17 protein-coding genes and 1 riboswitch are annotated in these 23,984 nt (G+C 44.9%); of the genes, 5 read left to right on the top strand and 12 right to left on the bottom strand.

All coding sequences use genetic code 11. The annotated features are described in order from the left end of the window. Positions 1–14: 14 nt before the first annotated feature. The 4 genes from ABGU93_RS00230 to ABGU93_RS00215 form a co-directional block, all read right to left on the bottom strand. The gene (locus tag ABGU93_RS00230; protein ID WP_347411497.1) at positions 15–1,181 is read right to left on the bottom strand and encodes a cysteine desulfurase family protein; all 1,167 of its coding nucleotides are present in this window, start codon (positions 1,179–1,181) and stop codon (positions 15–17) included. Positions 1,182–1,223: 42 nt separating this feature from the next. Beyond that, the gene (gene dcd, locus ABGU93_RS00225; RefSeq protein WP_186894404.1) at positions 1,224–1,757 is read right to left on the bottom strand and encodes a dCTP deaminase; all 534 of its coding nucleotides are present in this window, start codon (positions 1,755–1,757) and stop codon (positions 1,224–1,226) included. A gap of 165 nt (positions 1,758–1,922) precedes the next feature. Next, positions 1,923–4,292: an endonuclease MutS2 gene (locus ABGU93_RS00220; RefSeq protein WP_347411496.1), complete on the bottom strand. Its 2,370-nt coding sequence runs from the start codon at positions 4,290–4,292 to the stop codon at positions 1,923–1,925. Between the two features lie 17 nt (positions 4,293–4,309). Continuing rightward, positions 4,310–6,805, bottom strand: coding sequence for a U32 family peptidase (locus tag ABGU93_RS00215; RefSeq protein ID WP_347411495.1), 2,496 nt, complete (start codon positions 6,803–6,805; stop codon positions 4,310–4,312). Between the two features lie 216 nt (positions 6,806–7,021). Here ABGU93_RS00215 and ABGU93_RS00210 point away from each other — a divergent pair, with 216 nt between their 5' ends. Further along, the gene (locus tag ABGU93_RS00210; RefSeq protein WP_347411494.1) at positions 7,022–8,296 is read left to right on the top strand and encodes a glycosyltransferase; all 1,275 of its coding nucleotides are present in this window, start codon (positions 7,022–7,024) and stop codon (positions 8,294–8,296) included. Positions 8,297–8,383: 87 nt separating this feature from the next. Here the strand turns inward: ABGU93_RS00210 and ABGU93_RS00205 are convergent, their stop codons facing one another. The 5 genes from ABGU93_RS00205 to ABGU93_RS00185 all read right to left on the bottom strand — a co-directional run bounded on the left by ABGU93_RS00205 (position 8,384) and on the right by ABGU93_RS00185 (position 12,785). Beyond that, positions 8,384–8,998 carry a DUF308 domain-containing protein gene (locus ABGU93_RS00205; RefSeq protein ID WP_347411493.1) on the bottom strand — a complete coding sequence of 205 codons (615 nt, stop codon included), beginning with the start codon at positions 8,996–8,998 and terminating at the stop codon, positions 8,384–8,386. 42 nt (positions 8,999–9,040) lie between these two features. Beyond that, positions 9,041–9,475: a C-GCAxxG-C-C family protein gene (locus tag ABGU93_RS00200; RefSeq protein ID WP_347411492.1), complete on the bottom strand. Its 435-nt coding sequence runs from the start codon at positions 9,473–9,475 to the stop codon at positions 9,041–9,043. A gap of 133 nt (positions 9,476–9,608) precedes the next feature. Continuing rightward, complete coding sequence (metK, locus tag ABGU93_RS00195) at positions 9,609–10,787, bottom strand: methionine adenosyltransferase (RefSeq protein ID WP_347411491.1); 1,179 nt, start codon at positions 10,785–10,787, stop codon at positions 9,609–9,611. A gap of 96 nt (positions 10,788–10,883) precedes the next feature. After that, positions 10,884–10,980, bottom strand: a riboswitch (SAM riboswitch). A 122-nt stretch (positions 10,981–11,102) separates the two neighbouring features. Then, on the bottom strand, positions 11,103–12,284 hold the full coding sequence (locus ABGU93_RS00190; RefSeq protein WP_347411490.1) for an aminopeptidase P family protein: 1,182 nt from the start codon (positions 12,282–12,284) through the stop codon (positions 11,103–11,105). Between the two features lie 15 nt (positions 12,285–12,299). Then, entirely contained in the window at positions 12,300–12,785 is a 486-nt protein-coding gene (locus tag ABGU93_RS00185) for a small multi-drug export protein (protein WP_347411489.1), read from the bottom strand. A 151-nt stretch (positions 12,786–12,936) separates the two neighbouring features. Between ABGU93_RS00185 and ABGU93_RS00180 the strand changes: the two genes are divergently transcribed. Genes ABGU93_RS00180 through ABGU93_RS00165 form a run of 4 tightly spaced genes read left to right on the top strand, consistent with a single transcriptional unit; the run spans position 12,937 to position 17,305 of the window. Beyond that, positions 12,937–13,647 (top strand): tRNA 2-thiocytidine biosynthesis TtcA family protein, encoded by a 711-nt coding sequence (locus ABGU93_RS00180; RefSeq protein WP_347411488.1) that lies wholly within the window; start codon positions 12,937–12,939, stop codon positions 13,645–13,647. Between the two features lie 52 nt (positions 13,648–13,699). Beyond that, positions 13,700–14,386, top strand: coding sequence for a response regulator transcription factor (locus ABGU93_RS00175; RefSeq protein WP_347411487.1), 687 nt, complete (start codon positions 13,700–13,702; stop codon positions 14,384–14,386). After that, positions 14,386–16,194: an ATP-binding protein gene (locus tag ABGU93_RS00170; RefSeq protein WP_347411486.1), complete on the top strand. Its 1,809-nt coding sequence runs from the start codon at positions 14,386–14,388 to the stop codon at positions 16,192–16,194. Before ABGU93_RS00175 ends, ABGU93_RS00170 begins: the two co-directional genes overlap by 1 nt. Then, the gene (locus tag ABGU93_RS00165; RefSeq protein ID WP_347411485.1) at positions 16,175–17,305 is read left to right on the top strand and encodes a hypothetical protein; all 1,131 of its coding nucleotides are present in this window, start codon (positions 16,175–16,177) and stop codon (positions 17,303–17,305) included. Before ABGU93_RS00170 ends, ABGU93_RS00165 begins: the two co-directional genes overlap by 20 nt. 73 nt (positions 17,306–17,378) lie before the next feature. Here the strand turns inward: ABGU93_RS00165 and pyk are convergent, their stop codons facing one another. From pyk to ABGU93_RS00150, 3 genes are all read right to left on the bottom strand, one after another. Beyond that, positions 17,379–19,121 carry a pyruvate kinase gene (gene pyk / locus ABGU93_RS00160; protein WP_347411484.1) on the bottom strand — a complete coding sequence of 581 codons (1,743 nt, stop codon included), beginning with the start codon at positions 19,119–19,121 and terminating at the stop codon, positions 17,379–17,381. Positions 19,122–19,302: 181 nt separating this feature from the next. Next, positions 19,303–20,259 carry an ATP-dependent 6-phosphofructokinase gene (locus ABGU93_RS00155; protein WP_347411483.1) on the bottom strand — a complete coding sequence of 319 codons (957 nt, stop codon included), beginning with the start codon at positions 20,257–20,259 and terminating at the stop codon, positions 19,303–19,305. 2 nt (positions 20,260–20,261) lie between these two features. Then, entirely contained in the window at positions 20,262–23,810 is a 3,549-nt protein-coding gene (locus ABGU93_RS00150) for a DNA polymerase III subunit alpha (RefSeq protein WP_347411523.1), read from the bottom strand. Positions 23,811–23,984 lie beyond the last annotated feature (174 nt).

Here is a 23,984-nt window from a genome sequence, read left to right as displayed (position 1 = left end):
TTTTTTTGCTCCTGTCATCTATTTTTGTTTGGTTTAACCAAAAGTCTCAAGCTGTTTACGGCCTGGGCAATGGCGGCCACTGCGGTCTCCACATCATCTTTGGTGATATCTTTTGAAAAGCTGATGCGAATGGTTCCTTCTTTGTATTCTTCGGCCAGCCCGATCGCTTTGAGGACATACTGCTTCTCCTTTTTATGGGACGAACAGGCTGACCCGGTGGACACAAAAATCCCCTTGGCTTCAAGGCTGTGCAGTAGCACCTCGCCCCGCACCCGGTTAAAGGAAACATTCAGCACATAGGGGCTGCCGTTGGGATCGCCATTTATTTTGATATCATCGATTTTTGCTTCCAATTCGTTGATAAAGGCAGTACGCAGGCTGCGGATCGCTTCAAACTCGTCACTAAATGAGTCTTTCCGTAAACGGATGGCTTCGCCAAAACCAACAATCCCCGGGACGTTTTCAGTCCCCGAGCGCATGTTGTTTTCCTGACCGCCACCCCGTAGCAGGGGTTTAATGTCAGTCCCTTTTTTAATATAAACGGCGCCCACGCCTTTGGGCCCAAAAATCTTATGTCCGGACAGGGTCGCGGCATCGAGCAGGCTAGACTGCACATTCATGGGGATTTTCATAAAGCCCTGAACAAAATCAGCATGAAAAACGCATTTGGGATTAACCGCCTTAACAATTTTGCCAATCGCCTTCAGATCCTGAATCGTTCCCAGCTCATTGTTCACGCCCATAATGCTGATCAGAATGGTATCCTCGTTCATGGCCGCTTCCAGCTCATCCAAACGAATATGCCCCTGGGTATCCACTCCTAAAACAATTACCTCGATCTGGTGGTTTTCATAAAAGGTAAACACATCCAGCACCGATGGGTGTTCAATGGCCGAGGTGATAATCCGCATCCGGTTGCGCTTTTTATTTTCCACCACCCCCTGGATAATCAGATTATTACCTTCGGTTCCACCGGAGGTAAAATAGATTTCCTGGTTCTGGCAGTTCAGATTCTTGGCGATTAATTCCCGGACTTCCTTGATCGCTTGTTCAGCGCGAATCCCCAGGCGGTGGAGGGATGAAGGATTCCCATAGTTGTTCACCAGGGCATCCATCATTTTTTCAGCAACCTGGGGATGAACCCTGGTGGTTGCTGCGTTATCTAAATAAATTTCTTTCATTATTTTGTTCCTTCTCTCATAGGACCGCTTTAACACTTCGGATCAGCATTCCTCATCCAGAAAAACGCGACTCCCGACGGCCGAACGCTGTCCCTGATATTTTCCCTGATAGGGGTTTAAGGCCATATCATCCATTTGGGCAAAAACCAGCTGGCAGATCCGCCGGCCCTTTTCCAGTTTAATTGGCAGGCGGTTGGCATTGTAAAGTTCCAGGGTGATCTCCCCTTCAAAGCCCGGGTCCACCCAGCCGGCATTCTGAATAAATAACCCCATCCGACCAATCGAGCTACGGCCTTCGACAAAGGCGGTCAGATTGCAGGGCAGCTTGATATATTCCATGGTGGTTGCCAAAAGGAAAGAGTTGGATGGAATAATGATCTCATCCGCTTCCATCGAAATATACTTAATTTCATCCGTCAGCGTCATCATCTCAAAATTATTTTCATCCAGCTTTAAAAAACTACTGCCCAGGCGAATATCCACCGAGGCTGGCTGCACCTGGCCCTGTTCCAGTGGGTCGATGACCAACTCACCGCTTTCCAGATATTTATAAATGGTCTTATCCGATAAAATCATGTTTCCTCCAAAATTTCCAAATTCAGTTTATCCGTGAAATTTTCCCATTAATTGTATTATGGGTGCTGTAAATTTACAAGATTATTTTTTTAATCTCCGTGTCTGCTTATCTATCGCCTCATCTGCTCTGGTGATCCCTGCTCTTCTGGAGCAGATAACGCTCTTTTATAACGTCACGATGGTCACCCCGGAGCCGCCTTCGTTCATGGCGCCCAGACGAAAATCTTCGATTAGGGGGTTTCCTTTTAAGTATTCATGAATAATCTCCCGGAGCCTGCCGGTGCCCTTGCCGTGGACAATCACAATCTGCTTGTTGCCTGAAAGCATCGCATCACCGATCATCTTATCGACCAGATACAGCGATTCTTCGCCATTTTTCCCCCGGAGATCGAGCTTGGTATCCATCACGTGCCGATCGACCTTTTTATAGGTGACCTTTTTCTCTTCCGGCTTGGCCAGCGCCGTTGAGACACTCAGGTCACCGACGTCTACCTTCAGTTTAATCATCTCCGCCTGAACCATGGCTTTATTTTCATTGGGCAACAGGTTTATAACCTCCCCTTCCCGGCGCAGGCTATTGATATAAACCTTCATCCCAACACTGAGATCGTCCATTTCCAGAGCCGCCCCCTGATAATCTTTGGGTCGGCTGCCAAATTGATAGAGATTTTTTTCTTTTTCTTTAATACGCTTGCGAATCGCTTCCAATTCTTTATTATCTTTGACCGCGTTGGTCGTGGTCTCCTGAATAGTCCTGATTTCCCGGTAAATTTCTTCAGTTTCAGCCCGGGTTTTCTTAACGATTTCCATCGCTTCTTCCTGAGCTTTTTGGAGCAGCGCTTTTTGTTCGTCCGCAAACTTCTGCTTTTCCTGATCCATTTGTCGTTTCAGGGCTTCGGTTTCCTGCTTCAGGCGAATAATGGCATCATGTTCCGCTTCGGTGCGGCGACGCTTTTCATCAATTTTTATCAGCGTTTCTTCAAAGCGGATGGCTTCGTTCTTGATCAACTCCCGGGCATTTTCAATGACATCCTCACCAAGCCCCAATCGCATCGCAATTTCAAAGGCATTGGATTTTCCCGGCACCCCAATTAACAGGCGATAGGTCGGTCTTAGCGTTTTGACATCAAATTCGACACTGGCATTGACCACCCCCGGAGTGACCAGGGCATACTCCTTAAGCTCGCTGTAATGGGTGGTGGATACACTGGTTACCTTGCGCAGATGCAGGGCATTAAGTATCGATATAGCCAGAGCGGCCCCTTCGGTGGGGTCCGTGCCGGCGCCCAGTTCGTCAAATAACACCAGTGAGTTATGATCCGCTTTGTTCATAATCTCAACGATATTGGTCATATGCGAAGAAAAGGTACTGAGGCTTTGCTCAATGCTTTGTTCATCCCCGATATCCGCAAAGATATCGGCAAAAATCCGGGTTTTACTGCCTTCCCGAACCGGGACAAAAAGCCCGGACTGCACCATCAGGTTCAACAGGCCGATGGTTTTTAAGGAGACCGTTTTCCCACCGGTATTTGGCCCGGTGATAACCATGGTGTCAATGCCTGCTTCAAAATAAATATCCGAGGCGACGACCTGATCTTCGGGAATCAGCGGATGCTTGGCCCGTAACAGCTCAATCACGCCGGTTTCGGTGACACTGGTGCGGACACCATTGATAGTCAGACCATACTTGCCTTTGCCAAACTGAAAATCCAGATCCACCAGCACATCATAATTGCAGATAATTTCATCCCGCTGATTCGCCACCTTTTCGGTGAGATCTTTGAGAATCCGGACAATTTCCTGTTCTTCTTCGGTGACCAGAATTTTGATATCGTTGTTCAGTTCCACCACCGCCATCGGTTCAATAAACAGGGTCGCGCCACTGGCTGACTTATCGAGAACGATCCCAGGCACCTGGCTGCGGTATTCCTGTTTGACGGGAATAACATAGCGATTGTTCCGGATGGTCACGATTTTTTCCTGGAGTATTTTTTCATAGGCGGTTGAGCTGATCATATGGCTTAGTTTTTCAGTGATCCGCTTGTATTTAAACTGCATCTCCCGCCGAATCCGGGACAGTTCCCGGGAGGCGTTGTCAGCCATTTCTTCCGATCCCAGTATTTTTCGGCTGATTTCTTTTTCCAGTTCTTCACAGGTTTCCAGCGAAGTAAACAGATCTTTTAGTAATACCAGGGTGTCCATCTGCGTATCACCATGGTAATAATTATCCATATCCCGGGCAATCCTTAGCAGGGTGGCAATCGACAACAGTTCTTTCATCGACAGCATTGAGCCAATGGCGGCCCGCTTGACGTAATCACTGGTATTGGGCACATCTGCCAGGGGCGGACGGCCGTTGCGAAGGATCATCCCCAGACTCTCGTTGGTTAAATCAAGGCCCCGATTGACTGCCGTCAGGCTTTCCAGCGGCAATAGATTTTTGGCCTGATCCTTCCCACCCTGGGTGACGCAATGCTCACCCAGACTTTTTAATATTTTATGATATTCCAAGACCTTCAAACTTCTTTGATCCATGTATTTATTTCTCTCCTCTATTTTACGCCTCGTTTAAAACTTCCCCGGGTGGTTCCTTCGGTTCCAAGCCCTTCGGGAAGACCCCAATGTTTGTCATAAATCCCCTGACTGTAATAGCTGATGATGGTCCTTAACTTTTCCATACTTTCGTTGTGATGCTGGATTCGCCAGGTGTCCACACCTTTTAGTTCCAGGATTTCTTCCCTTAAAAATAAGGTATCGCTATTATAGACATGAATTAGTCCCTGGTCATCCCGTTCTACCGGGAAAGCAAACCCACGCTCATCCACCAGCTTACCGGTCGTTTCCTGACGGCACAAACCGGTTGTCCCTTTTTTCTTTTCCAGACAGCTTTTACAGCCAAACAGACATTTTTTGCTGACCATCAGCTCCTGCGAACCATAAACTGGTAAAACCATGGCAATTTCAGAATGCTCGGTTATTTCTTTCAGCTCAGTTTCATTAAGTTCCGGTGATAACACGCCGCCACCGACGCCCCACTCTTTTAATGCCCTGGTTGCCAGGGTATTAAACAGGTTAAATGACTGATCAGCCTCTAAATAAGATGATGTTTTATTTAGCAGATGCAGGGCTTCATAATTGCCAATTAAAAAGCCATCCTGATTCATCTCTTGGGTTATTAAGCGACGTACTTTTTTAGTTAATTCGTCATCCATTATTTTAGGTGTCTTCAGTAGCACTGCGATTCCCAGATCCTTTAAGAGGGCGGCCTTTTCCGCGACACCCTCCCCAAGCAATGGCAGCACGACCTGATCCAGACTCAGTCCATCCAGGAGCGTTAAAAACTGGCTATCCGGCATTTTTTCGAATGCCAATGAAACCCGTTTTTTCGAGTCTGCTAATTGCCGTTTTTTAAATCGTTCTGATTGACCCGCCAGCTCTTTCTCCAGCGGCACAATCGTAATGGCCTGATTTAACTCATGCGTACTTCCGGCGTTTTTTTCAGCGTCAGCCAGAGCCTCTGCCAGTTTAATCAATACTTCTTTGCGCAGCGTGTTTAACTGGCTGCGGGATAGAAACACCTGATCATCCAACTCCATGGAAATGGTACCCAGTTCATAACCGGTGCCGCCGATCCGGGAAATCTGCTCCCGGACCATCGCTTCATCAATGGCATTTTTCAGCGGTACTTCGGGACCGAAAGCGGCTATATAATTGACCGCATACCCCTGGCTGAAAGCTGCTATTGCTGCCGGTTTTCCCAGCTTGAGGAGCAGTTTAAAATTCACTGCGGCGCCTGGTTGATCAAGCGATTGGGAACCAAGTTGTTTAAGGCTATCCATTAAATTTTTATCGAGATTTTTATAAAGCGGCGTCCCTGGTGAAACCCCATATCGACAGGGAATAGCCACGGTTTCGCCACCAAGGCCTTGTTCCAGCCGGCGGCCTGCCGGGGTGAAAATTGCATCCACCTTGGTCCCCATTTTGCCATCCTCACCAAAAGATAAACCATCCCCGACATGAAGCTGGGCATCCTCATTGAGACGAATCCCCAGAGGCTGATAGGCACTTTTATGATTCTGGTTTTTAGCGGTTTTAGCAAGGCTGACAACCTGGCCAATTAAAACGCCCCGGTTCTTGCCCACCTGGGCATTGAGGAGATCCGCTTCATTAAAAAGATGACCCCTGGTGAAATCCCGGTTAAACACCTGCATAACGGCCTGATTATCAACAGTTTTGGTAATCTTATCCCCGGCAGCAGCATCGATGCCTTCCCGATAAGCCCGGGTGATCCCATAAACGTATTCCGGTGTTTTCATCCGGCCTTCAATTTTTAAGGAGTCCACACCCGAAGCGATGATTGTCTCCAGGTCGTCCAACGTATTTAAGTCCTTGGGACTGAGGAGATAGCCTTCCTGAACCAGTCGATTGTTCTCATCAAACAGCCGGTAATTCTTGCGACAAGGTTGAGCACAGAGACCCCGGTTGCCGCTACGACCACCAATCATACTGCTCATCAGACATTGGCCGGAATAGGCGTAGCACAAGGCTCCATGAGTAAATATTTTTAATTCAACCTTGGTTTTTTTCTTAATTTCAGCTACCTGGGTTAATGGCATTTCTCGAGGCAGCACCACCCGGGAAAAACCAAGTTCCTGGAAAAACAGTACCCCTTCCACACCATAAACAGAAGCCTGGGTGCTGGTCTGGAGTTTGAATTCGGGAAAATAATGACGGAGCAAATAGATTAATCCCATATCCTGTACAATCAGGCCATCCAGATTAAGAGTTTTCAGAAAATTAAGGGTATTGACTAATTCGCTCATTTCACTATTTTTTATTAATATATTCAAGGTGACATATACTTTTACCCGATGCTGATGACAAAGCGTGACCGCCTCTTTTATTTCTTCATCCGTCATGTTCTCAGCATTGCGACGGGCATTAAAGGATTTGCCACCAAAATACACCGCATCCGCCCCGCCGTTAATGGCCGCAGTGACCGCTTCCATTGTTCCGGCCGGTGCCAGCAGTTCTGGTTTTTTATTCATTTTTACCTCATGTTCCTATTAATTGATGTTTCACGTAACTTCTTTGCAATTGATTATTATAACATATCTAGATAAAATAAAGAAGATTTGAAATTTTTTTTCGTCGTGTAATTCATTTATTACCGGTAGCCTTATTAATCTTGAAAAATCAGGGTAAAAAAAGTATCATAACTAAATGGATTTAATTGCAAACTGAAAAGAGGAGATGAGCCATTAATGAAAATTTCAATCTTAACCCTGGGAACCCGTGGTGATGTTCAACCTTTTGTCGCCCTGGCACAAAAAGCGCTGGAAAAAGGTCATCAGGCCGTCATCTGTACCGGAAAAACTTTTAAGCCGTTCATTGAAGAAGCCGGAATCGAATTTAAAGAAGCTGCCAGTGATCTGATGGCGATGCTGGAAACCGAGGAAGGACAAATGGTTTTCAAACATGCGCTTCAACATCCATTTCGCACCAAAAAATATCTGGACGAGGTGGTCAATCCAGTCTTTCGACAAACCCTCGATCAGTTCTATGAGGCTGCCCTGGGGGCTGATGTGATCCTCTATCATCCCAAGGCTTTCGGCGCTCCGGATATTGCCGAGGCTCTCGACATTCCCTGTATCAGCATCCCCCCGGTGCCGATTACCTTTCCGATTGATGAATTTCCCAACCTGGCCATCTCCCCGACCAAAAATCTCGGCAAGCGATTGAATCTCTGGACCTATTCGGTGATCGCTCAAGCCGAGCGGTCAAGCATCAATGAGGTCAATGATTTCAGAGAAAAAACCTTGCATCTACCCAAACGTAAAAGCGGACTCTACACCTTTTCCCTGAATGGTCAAGTCATCCCGATTATTTATCCCATCAGCAAGGCCTTATTTCCAGAAGTAACAAGCTGGGAGGGTCGGGTTCTAACGCCGGGCTTTTTTTATCTTGATTCCCAAGCCGAGCATCTTGATTCCACCTTAACTGCGTTTTTAAACTCAGGTCCAGCACCGATTATTATCTCGTTTAGCAGTATGCCCCTTAAAGCTCCGGAACAATTTAAAAACTGCCTGCAGGAAGCCCTTCATGCCACCCATCAGCGGGGCATCCTTTTATCGGGCAACAGCGGCTTTCGCTTTGATGAGGATGAGAATCTGCTGACCATCGCTGCCGCGCCCCATTCACTGTTGTTTCCACATGGCAAAGGCATCGTCCATCATGGCGGCGTGGGAACCATGGCAGCAGCCATCAAGAGCGGCAAACCACAGCTGATTATCCCCTTTTCGGTGGATCAACCCTTCTGGGCCAACCGCCTCTATCAACAGGGGTATGCCCTAAAACCGCTGAAGGAACCCCAGGTCACGACACGAGCGCTGATCCAACGCTTCATTCAATTTGATGAAGAGACCGTTCAATCAAAAGCGCATGAACTGAAAGCCATGATCGATCAGGAAAATGGAACTGAAACTGCCCTAGCGTTTATCGAGACCCATTGCCGCAGCAAAGTGAAGGACCATCGATAAAGCTCCGCTCATTTGTTATTTATCAAAAAAAGCAGCTCCGATTCTTCACCGGAGCTGCTCAATGGTTCATGCTATTATTTAATCTCTTTACTCAATATGATAATCCTCATAGCCTCTTTTGACTTTTTTTATTTCGGTATAAGTTCGTTTCATTCCAATCGACTGGATCACCAAGAACAGACCAAATATGCCAAAAGCAATACCAACAATCATCACGATAATTGTTGCCGGACCCATGGGATTAATAAAGGCGTAGATTCCAAACCCAATCAATGCTACCCCCATGACGATTTTAACAATTCTGCCCACTTTTCCCGAATTTGCGGAAATAATCAACAGAAAGATACCGGTAATAATGGACCAGATGCCGATGATGATGATAAAAAATGCCACTATCACATTGGGTACCAGTAAAAAAACAGCAGCAATGAGCAGATCAAAGATTCCCCTTGTCAGACTGAAACCGATATTGGCATCATATTTATACCGCATGATCAATGCTGAGACAATGTATATAATTCCCATAATCCCACGATAAACACCAAAAGTAAAAACCAGCAGGGTTATGGCATGATTGCTGAAGAATATCGCAAATATGCTTAGTGCAATAAAACACAACCCATCCAGCAACATCAGCCACCACTTGCCATAAGACCGTTCCAGCATATCAATGCCCAGGGATTTCGCTTCACTTTGATTCATATGATAACCTCCATCAATTTTTTTCTGTGGCTATTTTTATCCTTATTCTTTTTCCAGAGCATCAACCACCCGATCAAAGACCTGACCGGCCCGCAGTTTAACCGGATTACAGGCGGCTACTTCATCGCGATGATGTTTTTTGATGTAATCACAATCCAGACTGCCAAACTCTTTCTCAAATTCTTCGACTAAAAGCTTTGCTGCTCGCGTCATTTTAGCTTGGTCTGATGGTCTTTCTTCAGTGTATAGAGCGCCCAGGGCCGCCAAAGCTCCTGAAAAAGCGCCACAGGTCCGTTCTGAATAAAATCCGGCCCCAAATCCCTGCAGCATCCGAAAGCTTTCCGGCGGCAGATTTAAGTCATATTTTTCATTGGCCGAACGAAGCAGAACCTCAGCACAATTCATGTGATACTGGGGTTGTTCATCAACTGGTTTGTCTTTTCCAAAAGCATTATAAATCTCAACATATTTTTCCATCTTTTCCTCCACATAGTTTATAGCGTTATAGCTGGGATACATCGTAGTTATACTTAAGATTATTTTACCACGATGCACCCCATTTAGCTAAACAAAATTGATGAGGTGGATGGATTTTTTGATTTAATTAATTCTATAAACTGCTTTTCAGTTTTTCTACCATGTCAAGTCGTTCCCAGGGCAGATCGACATCGGTTCGGCCAAAGTGACCATACGCCGCGGTTTGTTTGTAAATAGGTGCTCTTAAGGCAAGGTTCTTAATAATCGCGGCTGGTCTAAGATCAAAATGTTTTTCAATTAAGGCAATAATCTTATCATCTTCAATTTTTCCGGTACCAAAGGTATCCACATAAATTGAAACCGGTTTGGCTACACCGATGGCGTAGGCTAATTCCACTTCACATTTATCTGCCAGACCGGCAGCGACGATATTTTTGGCCACGTGTCGGGCTGCATATGCCCCGGATCGGTCTACCTTTGTGGGATCTTTTCCCGAAAATGCCCCGCCGCCATGACGGCCATAGCCACCATAGGTGTCGACAATAATTTTACGACCGGTTAAACCGCAATCTCCCTGAGGTCCGCCAATGACAAAACGACCGGTGGGATTAATAAAGTACTTGGTCTCGGCATCCAACAATTTGGGATCAATTACGACCTTGATGACTTTTTCAATCATATCTTTCTCAATTGTTTCTGATGAAACTTCACTGCTATGTTGAGTAGAAATAACCACCGTATCAATCCGCGTGGGCACCCCATCATCATACTCCACGGTTACCTGGGTTTTTCCGTCCGGACGTAAATAATCAACGATTTTTTCTTTACGGATATCCGTCAGTCGTTTGGCCAGCTGATGAGCCAAAGAAATCGGTAACGGCATTAATTCTGGGGTTTCATTGCAGGCAAAACCAAACATCATCCCCTGATCGCCGGCTCCGGTAGCCAGATCCGCTTCACTCGCTTCACCTTTTCGGGATTCCAGGCCTTCATCCACGCCCATGGCAATATCGGCAGATTGTTCATCAATCGCAGTGATCACGGAACAGGTATCGCAGTCAAAACCATATTTTGCGCGGTCATAACCAATTTCTCGAACTGTTTCTCTTACCAACTTAGGAATGTCGACATAACAGGATGTGGTAATCTCGCCAGCAACCAGTACCAGCCCGGTTGTAACCAGGGTTTCGCAGGCCACTCGAGCCATTGGATCCTGTTCGAAAATCGCATCCAGAACGGCATCAGAAATCTGGTCACAAATTTTATCTGGATGGCCTTCAGTCACCGATTCTGAGGTAAATAATTTTTTCATTGTGTTCTCCTTTTTAATAGCGTAATGTCCATTTACCTGATAACCTTAATCACGAAAAAAGCCTCGTCTAACGACGAGGCTAATGTTCTACATTAAATCCCATCATTGCGAAAAATATCGCAGGTATTGGCACCATGCGTATGCTGGTTGCCGGGTTTCATCGGGCCTGTCCCTCCACCTCTCTGGATAGGTAAATATTCAATTACTTTTTCTAAATCATACACATCATTATTTTCTTTGTCAAGCATTTTATTCCAGACTAAAGTTTTCTGCAAGCATGCTCTGGATCAATCCTCCAATGATGTTTGAAAGCCACTATAAGACCGTACAGCCGTGGTCGGTAATCACCACATCATCTTCAATCCGGATGCCGATGCCCAACTTTTCCAGATAGAGACCTGGTTCAACCGTCATCACCATACCTGGTGCCAAAATCAGGTCACCGGTCGGCCGCAGATCATGGGTATCCAAACCCAGCGGGTGGCCAATCCCATGATAATAAAATTCGGTAATATCGTTATTAGCAGGAACAAAGCCGGCACTGCAGCATTTTTCCAGGAATAGCTCCTTCGTCAGATTCTGCAGATCTTTCATCACTGCTCCCGGTTTGTAGGCTTTGAACATTTCCTTTTGAACTCCATCGACAATTTCATAGAGTTTTTCCTGCGGGGCTGTCATTTCCCCGTTAACCGCAAAGGTTCGGCTGATGTCGCCGCAGTAGCCATCCACTCTGGCGCCCAGGTCAAAAAGAACCAGATCGCCTGACTTCAAGGGACAACGATTGGATACATAATGCAGAACGGTGGCATTCTTTCCCGACGCAACAATGGTTTCAAAGGCCAATCCCTCAGTTCCTGCTTTTTTTACAAAATACTCAAAAAAAGCTGCCAGTTCGTATTCATAGGTGCCTGGTTTGATTAATGCCTGCAATTCGCTGATGCCTTGTTTTGTCACCGCATTGGCTCTGCCAATCGCATTGATTTCTTCCGGGGTTTTAATCAGCCGCAGCGCTGCCAAAATAGGGTGAAGGTCCTTTACTTCGCATTGCTTTAAGATCTTTTGAAGCCCTTCGTCTTCGGTTTTAAAACTCTGATGTTTCGGGGCTTTAAAATCAAAATACAATGATTGAACCGATCCTGCCCGGGTAATCTCCTGGGGCAGATCTTTGATATAATAGACTTCATCAATGCCCGAAACCGCTTTTGCCTCATCGCGGCTGATCTTTTTACCCACCCATTTTTCTTTCAGCGGATCAGCCTCCTCGATGAAGAGTTGCCAGGACAGCTCGTCATGATGATCTTTTGTCAGGACAAGCACCACCTCTGGTGCGCGGATGCCGGTTAGATAATAAAAATTATTGTTGGCAAAAAAAGGATAGTTCGCATCTTCCGTCATTTCTATTTCCCGGCCTGAAAATAGAATGGTAAGGCTGTTGCTTTTCAGTTGACCCGCCAATTTATTTCTGTTTTCCTGATAAAAACGCTGTGATAGTGCCATTACTACTCCTATTATCTAAAATAAAGACAGACCGCCTGCCACCAGTGCCGTGACAATAATGCCCGCCGTTGCCGATCCCAATGCAACGGAGATCATACTGTGTTTAAAGTCCAGTCCGATCAGCGATGCCGCCAGACAGCCTGTCCAAACCCCTGTTCCCGGCAAGGGAATGGCCACAAAAAGAAACAAACCCCAAAACTCATACTGGGTCAATTTATCCGATTTTTTCATTCCTTTTGCAATAATCCAGTTGGCCATCTTTCCGAATACTTTTGTACCCGACATCCATTTCAGGATAGCCGGAATAAACATCAGGATAAGCGGTGCCGGGATAATGCTTCCTAATACCCCCAGAAAATATGCCTGTAAATAGGGCATATCATAGGCCAGAATTGCCAGGGGGATGGCACCTCTCAGTTCAACAACCGGAATGGCAGAAACAACAATAATCTCCAACCAATCCGGCAAAAATGCCAAAAAATTAATAATTGCCTGTTGCATATAAACAAATCTCCTTTTAATCTCTCCAATTAAGTGTTAGAATGACTATAGAATGCCATTAAAAGTATATTGTACCTTTTATGAATGATTTTGACAAGCGTCGGTTAAAGGACGGTTTCATTCGGCATCATGATAAAAACAGGAGAACTCAATGAAAAAAATTCTTGGCCCCCTTCGCCGGGGGGTTGAAAAATATCAAATGATTAAACCCGGAGACCGTATTGCCGTGGGTCTGTCCGGCGGTAAAGACAGCACGGCTCTGCTGTTTGCCATGAAACGCTTTCAGTACTTTTCCCCGGTTCCTTTTGAACTGGAAGGAATTACCCTGGACATGGGCTTTGGCGGCATGGATCTGACCCCTTTGGTCGATTTGTGTGCTAAACTCGAGATTCCCTACACCATCAAAAAAACCTTAATTGGCCCAATCGTTTTTGAGGAACGACAGGAAAAAAATCCCTGCTCACTCTGTGCCCGAATGAAACGCGGCACCCTTCATGATCTGGCTATTGAGCGGGGATGCCGAACCATTGCGCTGGGCCATCATGCCGACGATGCCATTGAGACTTTTTTTCTCAGCCTGTTCTACGAAGGGCGAATTAACACTTTTTCGCCGGTTACCTATCTGGATCGAAAAGACATCACCCTGATCCGTCCCTTAATTTTTGTTAAGGAACGGGACATCATCGGCGACCCGGAAATGAAAGCGCTGCCCGTGATCCACAGCACCTGTCCCGCCAATGGCTATACCAAGCGGGAAGATATCAAAAAGATGATTAAAAACCTTCGCAAAACCATGCCGGATCTGGATGATCGGGTGTTGGGAGCCATCCAAAACAAGGAACAATTAAATCTGTGGTTTTAAACTATTATTAATGGTTTTTTATTATAGTAACGTTAAGAAAGCAGGTACGAAAATGAATGAAAAAATACTCGTTGTCGATGATGAAGCGTCGATTGTTGATTTAATAAAACTGGAACTGGAATTTGAAGGTTATCAGGTTGAAACTGCCAGTGATGGCGTCGAAGCCGTCGAAAAAGCGTTGGCGATTCGCCCGGATCTGATTGTGCTGGATATTATGCTGCCAAAGAAAAACGGTTATGATGTCTGCCGGGAGCTTTCGCCTCAATTGGGTGTTCCCATTATCCTGTTAACCGCCAAAACCGATATTATTGATAAGGTTTTGGGACTGGAGCTGGGAGCAGATGATTACCTGACCAAACCCTTTGACAACCGCGAGCTTTTAGCCCGAATCAAGGCCCACCTGAGACGTTCAAACATTACCATTGAGCCCCAAAAACAGGAGTCACTGCTTAAAAATGGCGACTTGAGCATTTATGCCGATGAGCGGATGGTCCTGCTGGACGGCAAAGAAATCCATCTCACCCCCAAAGAATTTGAATTACTCTTTTTGCTGGCTTCCAATTTGGAGCAGGTTTTTCCCCGGGATACCCTGTTGGAAAAAATCTGGGGATATGATTATTACGGGGATACCCGAACTGTTGATATGCATGTTCAACGAATTCGCCGTAAAATTGACACCCAGGGCAATAAATACATCCAGACTGTTTTTGGAATTGGATATAAGATGAGGAAACTTTAATGCAACTAAGCTATCGGGTTCGAATGATCTTATACAACATCCTGCTTTTTGCTTTTGCATTTTTGATTGTTGTATTTTGTGTTTTTCAGGGAACCTCCTACTACTATATCAATCAAACAAAAGATATCTTGCAGAAAACAGCCCAGGACTCCACCTTATTTATCAGCCAGGAATTGAAGAATGTCCAGAGTTCCGATTCCCTTAAGAACAGATTCAACGCTAATAGTCTGTATCTTGTAAAAAGCATCTCCGAAAATGAAAACCATCGAGTCATGCTTTTTGATACCGTGGGGAATCAGATTGCTGACTCGGTGGAAGAAACCGCGTTTAATAATACCCTTAAAACCGAACTTGACCTTTCACTGGCTGAGAATGCCCCGGTATTTACTTTAAAATCGATTAACGATGCCAGTATGGCATATTTCACCGCCCCGGTTACCATTGATAATACCGTCGTTGGATACATTGGCTTTGTTTATTCGATGCACGAAATGGACACTTTTTTACATGTTGCCGGCATCCTTTTTGTGATCGGTGGACTCATTGGCCTGATGGTTCTGGTCTTCGTCACCATGTCTTTTGCCAAACACTTTTTTCAGCCAATTAAAGATCTGACAAAAATCTCCAAAGAAATTAATAACGGTAATTATAATTTAACCATATACTATAAGCACACCGATGAAATCGGCGATTTGACCCATGCTTTTAATGGTATGGTCACCAATATCAACAATGTTATCCTACAGCTGGAATCCGAAAGAAAGCGGCTTGCCGGGGTTCTGGCTTCGATTGATGATGGGCTGCTGGCGATTGATAAAAACGGTAATATCATCACCTCAAACAGCTATATTAAAACTTATTTTAATGTCAGCAATCCCAAAACCATCTACGACTTTCAATATCAATCATTTTTACGTGATATTTTTGATAGTCTCAAAAACGGCAAAGACCACATCTCAGAAGAAATTGACTGTAACAACCGGAATCTGCTGCTGATTGGCAGTCCCATCCGGGAAAAAGGTTTTGAAGAAAACTACATGATCATCATCCGTAACATGACAGCAGCACGACATATTCAGGAAGAACAGCGAAAATTCATCAGTAGTGTTTCCCATGAGTTGCGCACCCCATTAACCACCATTATCGGTTATACTGATATGCTCACCCGCCGACAGGTAGCAGATCCTGAAATTCTCAACCGCTCCCTGAACACCATCAACCGGGAAGGTCACCGACTGTTACGGCTGGTTGATAATCTTTTAAATGTAAACAAGTTTGACAAAGCCGAGTTTGATTTCCGCAAAACAAACCTGAATATTGTTCTGTTGCTATCCGAAGTGGTTGAACAAATGCAGATTAAGGCCAGTCAGAACGACGTCGAAATTAACTATGTGTCCGAGGAACTCCCCGAGATTCTTGGCGATTACGACCGGCTTCAGCAGGTATTTATCAACATTATCCATAATGCCATCAAATATTCAAACCGCGGAGATATTATTGATGTTATTTCAGCCATCGAGGATAATCATATCGTTGTCTCGATCCGGGATTATGGACCAGGTATTTCAGAAATCGAGCAAAAGCGAATTTTTAACGCTTTTTATCGGGTTGAAGAGGATCGCTCCCGGGGCTATGATGAAGGCGGTTCAGGACTGGGTCTTTATATTGTTAAACAAATTGTCGAAAAACACGACGGAAAAATAGACATTGTCAGTCAGGTTGGCGAAGGTACCAACATTATTGTCACCCTGCCCATTCTATCGGTCTTGATTTATGGAGGTGATACAGATGAAAAAAACACAAAATAGGGTGCTTTTCTTTTGTTTCATTCTCTTAACCCTGTTTATCAGTAGCGGTTGTCAGAATCTGTTTATCCCAACCAACGTCCCCGTTGTTTTGCGTGACAATCCAATCGCAAATAATCCATCGCTACAGCAAGTCAGTATCCAATCTTATACCATGGCTTCCCCGGGAATCGTTCAGGACATTACCAAAAGCGGAAATAATCTGATCCTTTTTACCTTTGGCACCACCTATAATATTGATACTTATAATACCGAGACCATGCAATTGTCTTCATTTGTGAATTCTGACAAAAAAGCATTAAGCGCTCTTTATGATACCTTTGACACCGGCATCTATTATGCCGAAAAGCTGATAGATCCGATAACTGGTAGCGTGGGCAGCCAGATTATCTGGTCGGATGTAAACCAGAATACCACCCGGGTCATTTCCCTGCCGGAAGAAAATGTTGTTCAACACTTTGGTATTGGTAATTCCGGACAGGTAGTCTATGCCAATAATAATAATCAAATTGTAATGGCAAACAGCGAAGGCAATCGACAGGTTTATAAAGTTCTTAACAACTACAATATCCTCGCCGTTGACTATATTGATAAAGAAACGGGCTTTGTATTCATTGCTACTGCCCCCCAAAATGAAGAGCGAACAAACCTTTATTATGCAAAAATTACGGATGATTCGGCTGAATTGTCTTCTACCCTGATCGCTGAAAATGTCAATAGTTTTGAAATTAACGATTTGACGAATCAGGTCGTCTTTATCAAAAACAACAGCGATTCCCAAACGATTCGCACCTGGAATACCAGTTCAACAAATTCAAGCGGTGTGGCTACCGGTAATTATGGATCGGCCCGCTTTACTCCAAACGGTGAACGGATTGTCTTTACCCAGTCAACGCCTGATTCTGATATTCAGACAGAATCGATCTGGATTATGGATGCCAGCGGAAAGAATTCGCTCCAACTCACTGCTCCGCTTAACATCAACTCCGAGATTATCTGTCACCCTTACAAGTCAGTACTGTTTTTTTCAGTCGAAAAAAGTTCCGACAACATCAGTTCTGCTGATGAGCATACCCTTTCTAAAACCTATCAGCTCACTTATAAAATAGACTGAGCCCCACGAAAAAAGCGACCGCATAAAAACAGCGGTCGCTTTTTTTTAATATACTTCGTATTTATGCCGATTGTTACATCATCTGAACGCGGCCCTGATAAACGACCCCACGTTTGGGATCAACCGAAATGAGTTTACCATGTTCCAGGATATCCAATGCTTTAACAACATTAACGATAACCGGAATATCATAGTGGAGACCGGCAATGGCTCCTTCTGAACTGAGTCCGCCTTCTTCGGTAATAATTGCTGATGCCAATGGTAATATTTGACTGACTTCTGGTGTCAGGGTTTTTACAACTAAAATGTCACCTTCCAGGAAATCGTCCAAATTGGCAGCGGTAATTAGTTTAGCATGGCCGGTCACTGGTTTTTTTCCAATCCCCACACCATTAATGATGGCATTTCCCACCGTATGAACCTTGATCATGTTGGTATTTCCCTGGACGCCCAGGGGCACTCCTGCTGCAACAACGGCAATGTCGCCAAATTTTACATACCCCTGTTCAACCGCTTTTTTAACTGCATCCATAATCATGCTGTCAGTATCACCAAATTCTGGGGTGTAAATACAATTGACGCCCCAAACCAGGGCCAGCCGACGAACTGTTGTTACCTTGTCGGTGACCGCCAGAATGCCGCAGTCCGGGCGGTATTTGGAAATCATCCGGGCGGTGTGCCCTGAAGATGTTGCAGCAATAATTGTCTGCGCGTCAAGCTGTTCAGAAATCTGGCAAGCTCCTTCACTGACCGCATTGGTAATGGTCAGTTCACCGTGATCGGGTTTTTTTCGACGAGCATATTCTTCTGAATCTTCGCTTTTAACGACAATATTAAACATCGTTTTGACAGATTCGACAGGATAGGATCCCGCCGCAGTTTCACCGGATAACATCACTGCATCCGTTCCATCAAACACGGCGTTTGCCACATCACCAACCTCAGCCCGGGTCGGTCGGGGGTTACGCATCATCGAATCCAGCATCTGGGTGGCGGTAATAACCGGTTTACCAACTAGATTACATTTTCGGATAATGCTCTTTTGAACCAGTGGTACATCTTCGGCGGGTATTTCTACCCCTAAATCACCTCTGGCAACCATGATTCCATCTGACACATTAAGAATCCGGTCGATGTTCTCAACACCTTCCTGGTTTTCGATTTTAGAAATGATATCGATACGATCCCCGCCATTGCGTTCCAGAACCTTTCTGATTTCTAAAACATCATGAGGTTTTCTGACAAATGATGCCGCCACATAATCGACTTTTTGCTGAATCCCAAAAATAATGTCACTGCGGTCTTTTTCTGTTAACGCTGGCAGTTCAATACTCATACCCGGCAGGTTAATGCTTTTTTTACTGCCCAGGGTTCCGCCATTTAAAATGCTGCAAACCATCTCGTTATCAAAAACATCTTCCACTTCCAGCTGAATTAATCCATCATCGATCAGAATGCGACATCCGGTTGACACTTCATTGGGAAGATTCTCATGGGATACACTGAATCGTTTTTCATTGCCTGAAATCATTTCTGTAGTCAGCGTCACCTTTTCACCGGCAACCAGTTCCACTTTTCCGGCACTCAGATCTCCGGTTCTAATTTCTGGCCCCTTGGTATCCAACATAATGGCCACCGGTATGCCCAGTTCTTTACGGACTTCTTTGATTCGCTGAATTCGTGCGGCATGTTCTTCATGACTGCCGTGAGAAAAATTCAACCGTGCCACATTCATCCCATTAAGAATAAGTTCTCTTAATATTTCCTTTGTATCTGCTGCTGGTCCCAGTGTGCAGACAATCTTTGTTTTTTTCATTTTCTACCTCTTTTCGTATTTAATTTCTATTTATAAAATAACCAATGCGAGAATTTTACTGATAACCCCTGCTGCATTGTCATTGTTGACGGTTCTGGCTAACCAGATTACTACTATTCATCATTTTAAAGTTCAGTTATTCAGTCAATTGCGGATCGTTTACGGATTTATATAATTTGCGTCAAATAGATAATACCGAGGCCATATCATAAATATCCTGGCGGAAAATCTTAGGCATTTGCAGGGCTTCTTCAATGGGAATTCCCAGATAAGAACCGCAACGCTGGGCCATAACCGTTCCCGTTTCTTTCTTGACAATGCTTAGCACCGCATTGTACCCCATAAAACTGGCCAGATTACGGTCCATATTAGAGGGTGATCCCCCTCTTTGAATATACCCCAGATTTGTACCCTTGGTGGTTACCTGGGTTTTCTCCTCAATCTTAACACAATAATCCCGGTAATTACCGCATCCCTCTGCCAGCATCACAATACTATGAAGCTTGCCCCGATCTTTGCCCTGGAGCAGACGCAGACAAATGGCATCCAGATCTGTTTCCACCTCCGGCAAAATCAATGCTTCGGCCCCCCCGGACAGCCCGGAAAAAAGGGCTATATCTCCGCATTTTCGGCCCATCACCTGAACCACATTAATACGATTGTGGGAATAGGTAGTATCTCTGATCTTACTAATGGCGTCGAGAGCTGTTGTCACCGCTGTATCAAAGCCGATGGTATAATCAGTGAAGCCCAGATCATTATCAATGGTTCCGGGAATCCCCACGACGCTGACTCCCAGTTTCTGAAGCGCCAGCGCTCCATTCATGCTGCCGTCTCCGCCAATGATGATCAGGTGTTCAATGCCATATTCTTCCAGAACACTGGCACTTTGCCTGACACCGGCGTCCGTGGCAAAAAACTCACTCCTGGAGGTTCTGAGAATGGTGCCGCCCCGTTGTAGAATGTCTGCCACCGAGTAAACACTAAACGGAGTAATATCCCCTTCCAGTAAACCTGAAAAGCCCCGATTAATCCCATACACTTCAACCTTATTGTAGATTGCCGTTCGAACAATGGCCCGAATACAAGCGTTCATCCCGGGTGCATCGCCTCCGCTGGTTAAAACTCCAATTCTCATTTCTATTTAACCTCCACATTTTTTATTCCTAAAATTTGGCCTAATTCTGTGATCAGTGTTTCTCCGAGAGTAACCCATAATTCCTTATTGGCCCCAAAATGTTTATCTTCGTTTTTCAGGTATAATACCACCGGCACTGGTCCCGGATACTTAATTAGAATCGATTTGACCGATTTTATCAAGGTCTTTTCTGTTAAATCCCCTAAACTCAAAACCAGTTTCTGACGATTCTGTGCCCCGCCATTAGTCTCATATCTGGTCTTACTCTCTTTAACTTCAAGGCTTTCTCTATCTTTAGGTGGCTCGCCGATGGGATAGATTTGCGCCGCAATCACCGAGGTGCGTGCTTCTTCATTGTAATTAATCCGGCCCTTGATCACCACTGGCTGATCCGGTTTTAAATAGCGACGATATTCATCATAGGTTTTTGGAAAAACCACCACCTCGATTCGTCCATATAAATCTTCCAGCGTCAGAAACGCCATCATCTGACCTTTTTTTGTCATCATGGTTTTCATTTCCACAATTAACCCGCCAATACTGACTTGCTGTCCATCCCGGATACCGGCATCTTTTAAATCCTGGTAGCTGTCAACTATATTGGAAAACAAGGTGACTGTTTTTTTGAGGATGTCTTCATATTTTTCCAGCGGATGGCCGGTAACGTAGAGACCCAAAACCTCTTTTTCCAATGCCAGCCGCTGTTCTTTGGAAAATGGCTGTTTTTGAGGGAAATGATTTTCTTTCAGACTTGCCAATTCTTTAGATCCGCCCAGTCCGGCCATATCCATCAGGGACATTTGCCCAGAGATGCGATCTTTCTTTTCCCGCTGAACCTGATCGACAATCAATTCGGCGTTAGCCAGCATTTGCGCCCGGCTGCTGCCGATGGCATCAAACGCACCGCCCTTGATGAGACTTTCGATACTTCGTCTATTCAGGGATTTCAGATCCACCCGTTCACAGAAATCCCGGAGATTCTGGAAATCACCTTTGGCTTTTCGGGCTTCAATGATAGCTGCAATGGCATTTTTCCCCAGCCCTTTAACTGCTCCCAATCCAAAACAGATGGAATTGCCGGATACACTGAATTTTTCATAACTGGCATTAATGTTGGGTGGTAATACATGAATACCCATTTTTCGGCAATCTTCAATATATTTTGCTACTTTTTTCTCATCATCCATAATACTGGACATTAGCGCTGCCATAAACTCGGTAGGATAGTAGCATTTCAGCCAGGCCGTCTGATAGGCAATGACTGCATAAGCCGCAGCATGGGATTTATTAAAGGCATACTTGGCAAAGTCTTTCATTTCATCAAAGATTTTTTTAGCGGCTGTTTCAGATACCCCTCGTCGGATTGCACCTTCAACAATAATTTTTCCGGTTTCATCGACTTCGCCATGGATAAAGACCTCACCCTCTGCCTCCATCACGCTGGTCTTTTTCTTGGACATAGCCCGCCTGACCAGGTCACTGCGTCCCATTGAGAAGCCTGCCACATCTCTGAAAATCTGCATAACCTGTTCCTGATAAACCATACAACCATAGGTAACATTGAGGATATTCTCTAGAATGGGATGATCATAGGAAGCCAGGGACGGATTTTTCTTATTTTCAATGTAACGGGGGATCTGATCCATCGGCCCGGGCCGATAAAGCGAGATCCCAGCAATAATATCTTCAAAACTGCCAGGCTGAAGTTCTTTGATAAACTGCTGCATGCCCCGGCTTTCCAGTTGAAAAACACCGAGAGTATCCCCTTTTGAGAGCATTTCAAAAACCTTGGCATCATCCATTTCCAGACTGTCCAGATCCAGACGATTGCCAATGCTATGCTCAATATTTTCCAGCGCATCCCGGATCACTGTTAAGGTTCGCAGACCCAGAAAATCCATCTTGAGCAGGCCCAGATCTTCCAGTAAGCCCATTGGAAACTGGGTTGTGATTACATCATTGTTTCGATATAAAGGTATATACTCTACCAGCGGTAAATCAGAAATAACGACTCCTGCCGCATGGGTGGAGGCATGACGGGATAACCCTTCAATGGATTGGGCAGTTTTAACAAGCTTGGCAATATCGGCATCGTTGTCTTCCAACTTTTTGAGTTCAGGATTTTCCGTCAAGGCCTCAGCAATGGTGATATTGACACCGGGATGAATGGGTATTTCTTTGGCAACCCGGTCCACCAGATTATAGGGCATATCCAAAGCTCGGCCTACATCCCGGAGAGCACCCCGGGCGGCCATGGTTCCGAAGGTGATAATTTGAGCCACCCGGTCTTCCCCATACTTATTCACTACATAATCGATGACTTCCTGGCGACGTTCGTAACAAAAATCCACATCGATATCCGGCATGGTTACACGCTCCGGGTTGAGAAAACGCTCAAACAGCAGCTGATACTTAATCGGATCGACGGTAGTAATCCCCAAACTATAAGCAACCAGACTTCCGGCGGCACTTCCCCGTCCGGGTCCAACCATAATCTGGTTGTCTTTGGCATACTTGATAAAATCCCAAACGATCAGAAAATAATCGTCAAAGCCCATATTGTGAATGGTTTCCAATTCGTAGATCAGACGATTCTGCAGGTCTTTGGTCAAGATTTGGTATTTTTTTTCCATTCCCGCCAGACAAAGGCTTTTCAAGTAGTTATCAGCTGTTACGCCAGGTGGCAGTTCAAATTGGGGCAGATGGGTTTTTTCCAGGTCAAAACTGACCTGGCAGCGTCTGGCAATGCGGTTGGAGTTTTCAATGGCTTCTGGCAGATCGGAAAAAAGTTTACTCATTTCCTCCTGACTCTTCAAATAAAACTCATTATTGGGAAAACGCATTCGTTTTTCTTCCGATACGGTAGCAGCTGTTTGAATGCATAAAAGAATGTCATGGTTTTCACTATCCTCTTTACGGACATAATGGACATCATTAGTTGCCACCAGAGGAATGTTCATTTTTTTTGACAGCTGGATCATCCGCTCGTTGATCAACGCTTCTTCGCGAAGACGATGATCCTGAATTTCCAGAAAAAAATGATCCTTGCCGAAGATATTCTGATAAACCCGGCAACGTTCTTCAGCTCCGGTAAGATCATTATTTAGAATCATTTGCGGAATTTCTCCGGCAATACAGGCCGACAGACAAATAATTCCCTCGCTGTATTCCCTTAAACAGTCATGGTCCACTCTGGGTTTATAATAAAATCCATCAATGAAACCTTTTGAAACAATCTTCATGAGGTTTTTATACCCCAAGTTGTTCTCCGCTAACAAAATAAGATGAGCCCGTTCTTTGTCATAAACTGGATCTTTTTGTTCAAGACTTCTTGGCGCCACATAGACTTCACAGCCAATTACCGGATGGATTTTTTCGCTCAGACAGGCTTTATAAAAATCAATGGCGCCAAAAAGGACCCCATGATCGGTCAGGGCAACACTTTCCATTCCGCTTTGCGCCACCGCCTTGACCAATTCATTGATTCGGCCAAAACCATCCAGCAGACTATATTCACTATGTACATGAAGATGTGTAAATTGTTTTTCCATCATTTTTTCCACTTTACTGTTAAAATTTAGTTTTATGCTTTTCTTGTTATTTCCGATTTCTTTAGTTTTTATTATAACATAGATTCTTAAAAATAAATAGATGTTTTGTCCCGGGCGGTTGAAATTGATCCCAGTTCTTAATGAGCATCTCCTTTCCTTCATTATATACTATTT

This window comes from Acetobacterium sp. (assembly GCF_039830195.1).
In the GTDB taxonomy this organism is placed as follows: domain Bacteria; phylum Bacillota; class Clostridia; order Eubacteriales; family Eubacteriaceae; genus Acetobacterium.
Note: the sequence above shows the minus strand (reverse complement) of the source record. Positions and strands in the feature narration are given on the sequence as shown.